4 protein-coding genes are annotated in these 2,168 nt (G+C 36.9%); all 4 read left to right on the forward strand.

What is annotated here, in order from left to right:
- The first annotated feature begins 172 nt into the window (after positions 1–172).
- The 4 genes from K245_RS0121440 to K245_RS0121455 all read left to right on the forward strand — a co-directional run bounded on the left by K245_RS0121440 (position 173) and on the right by K245_RS0121455 (position 2,011).
- Positions 173–454 (forward strand): type II toxin-antitoxin system Phd/YefM family antitoxin, encoded by a 282-nt coding sequence (locus K245_RS0121440; protein WP_027360798.1) that lies wholly within the window; start codon positions 173–175, stop codon positions 452–454.
- Complete coding sequence (locus tag K245_RS0121445) at positions 451–747, forward strand: type II toxin-antitoxin system RelE/ParE family toxin (protein ID WP_027360799.1); 297 nt, start codon at positions 451–453, stop codon at positions 745–747. The genes K245_RS0121440 and K245_RS0121445 overlap by 4 nt, the downstream gene beginning before the upstream one ends.
- Before the next feature lie 87 nt (positions 748–834).
- Complete coding sequence (locus K245_RS0121450; RefSeq protein WP_027360800.1) at positions 835–1,143, forward strand: hypothetical protein; 309 nt, start codon at positions 835–837, stop codon at positions 1,141–1,143.
- A gap of 118 nt (positions 1,144–1,261) precedes the next feature.
- A complete protein-coding gene (locus K245_RS0121455) occupies positions 1,262–2,011 on the forward strand; it encodes a hypothetical protein (RefSeq protein ID WP_027360801.1) in 750 nt (249 codons plus the stop codon).
- The last annotated feature ends 157 nt before the right edge of the window (positions 2,012–2,168 follow it).

Genomic DNA, 2,168 nt, shown 5'->3' on the forward strand with positions numbered 1-2,168 from the left:
AGCAACTTCGTCTGCATCATATACACCTCCAATCATGTATATAATTCCGGACAATTCATTTGCTACAGGTGCGGACATTTTATTTGTTCTCTACACTTCATAAATATTAGCTTGTATTTGCATTGCTTGTACGTTATTATGTACAAAATTAATATATATAAGGAGGCGGGCTATGCAAAGACTGAGAATAAATGACGATATCAAGCCGCTATCTGAAATAAGAACCGGCATTGCAAACTTTATCAAGCAAGTCCACAATACAAAAAGACCTTTGATAATTACTCAGCATGGAAAAAGCGTTGCTGTTCTTATTGATGCAACTGAATATGAAGCCATGCAAGAAAAAATTGAGCTTTTAACAGATGTGCAGACATCCATAAATCAGATCGAAAATGGTCTGGGTATAGATCATGTGGATGCCATGGAAAAAGTTTTAGGGCGAATCCTTAAATGAATATCATCTGGTCACCACTGGCAGTCGATAGGGTTTCAGAAATAGCTGAATACATCGCCCAGGATAAACCATCTGCAGCAGAGCAATGGGTTAAAACTGTATTCTCAAAAGTTGAGCATCTAAAATCTTCGCCGGAAATAGGGAGGATCGTCCCTGAAATTGAAAACAATCAATTTAGAGAATTGATTTATGGCAACTATCGAATTATTTATCGTATAGAACCGAAACAAATATCTGTTCTTACGGTCCGTCATGGTAAACAAATCTTGCCAATAGAAGAAATATTGGCATAACAAGTCGCCCAAGCTGACGCCGACACGCACCGGTTCCACCAGTAAAACAGCGGCGGCGCAGCTTAGCTCACCGTTGTGCTTCTTAATATGAAAAATTCAATTATATATCTATCTATTATCGGATTTGTTTTATTTGCTGCAACGGCTCATGCCGCATGCCCTGATGAAATTCCATCACTTGGGAAATATAGAAATTATTCTTTTGGTTTCAGCATACTTATCCCACAAGGACTTAAAGGATTTTGGAATTCTGCTGCATGTATTCAAGAAGCTGACGGGAGCTGTCTTTGTATGTCAGATCATGGTCGCATTATTCCTTTAAAAAACGATAATACAATTGAAATATATGCCGGCCACGCAAATATGCCTCTATTCATTCTAAAACAAACTAAATAATGCTAACAAGTCGCCCAAGCTGACGCCGACACGCACCGATTTTACCAGTAAAACAGCGGCGGCGCAGCTTAGCTCACCGTTATGCTTTAAAACATTGTTAATATAAAATTGAGATTCAATGATTAAGTCGAGATCCAGGGAATCACTGATCGTTATTATAGTATTAAGTATATTTTTTTTACAGGGATGCGCTAATATTCATTTTGGACTATCCTTGCCACATTCGCAAATTATTGATAATCCTTCAATTTCAGAATTTTATGGTAATGTTTATTATGAAGATCCTACCAAAAAACCTATCAATTCTTTCACGATTAAAGCACTTTGGGGGGCTCCAAATGAAGTAAATATTCGTGAGGATAATAGCATTGTTTGGACTTATAAAAAGAAGGGTTATGATGATAAATATCATTGGTCTTGGAGAGGTGTGCATTTTATAATAATTATCCTGCCAATACCCCTCATGCTACCGATTGATACTGAAGAAATATCTTTAGTTATTGAAAATGACATAGTCAAAAAGGCATATATTGATGGAAGCTATGATTTTAATATAGGTTATGCGATAGTTCCAAATTGGGGATGTTCTGGTAATGCGCCTTTTTGTACTTTTGCCACATTGAAAACTGAAATCGATAAAAATTTCATATCTGAACCCAAATCCAGAGATTTAATTAAGCAACCAATTGAAAATGATACATTTATGCTCTGTAATAATGCTCATATTTTTTTAAAATGCAAACTAAAAGATTCTATTTGTCCAACGTGCTCTGAAAAGTTGATGCCTATGAACAAAACCGATCCGCCTTATACGTTTTGGAGAGAAGAAATAATTAAATATGTAAGAGGTAATTCACCATGCAATTAATGATTTTTTTGCATAACAAGTCGCCCAAGCCGACGCCGACACGCACCGATTTTTCCAGTAAAGCAGCGGCGGCGCGGCTTAGCTCACCGTTAGGAGGTCTATTAATGCAACCGATACTTTGCCCTTTTTGTAACAAAGAACTTTATCGCATAGGCTT

Origin of the sequence: Desulforegula conservatrix Mb1Pa, from assembly GCF_000426225.1 — a bacterium.
Lineage (GTDB): Bacteria > Desulfobacterota > Desulfobacteria > Desulfobacterales > Desulforegulaceae > Desulforegula > Desulforegula conservatrix.

Coding starts and splice junctions, on each gene's coding strand:
- K245_RS0121450 (WP_027360800.1), top strand. CDS start 835: ATGAAAAATTCAATTATATATCTATCTATTATCGGATTTGTTTTATTT.
- K245_RS0121440 (WP_027360798.1), top strand. CDS start 173: ATGCAAAGACTGAGAATAAATGACGATATCAAGCCGCTATCTGAAATA.
- K245_RS0121455 (WP_027360801.1), top strand. CDS start 1,262: ATGATTAAGTCGAGATCCAGGGAATCACTGATCGTTATTATAGTATTA.
- K245_RS0121445 (WP_027360799.1), top strand. CDS start 451: ATGAATATCATCTGGTCACCACTGGCAGTCGATAGGGTTTCAGAAATA.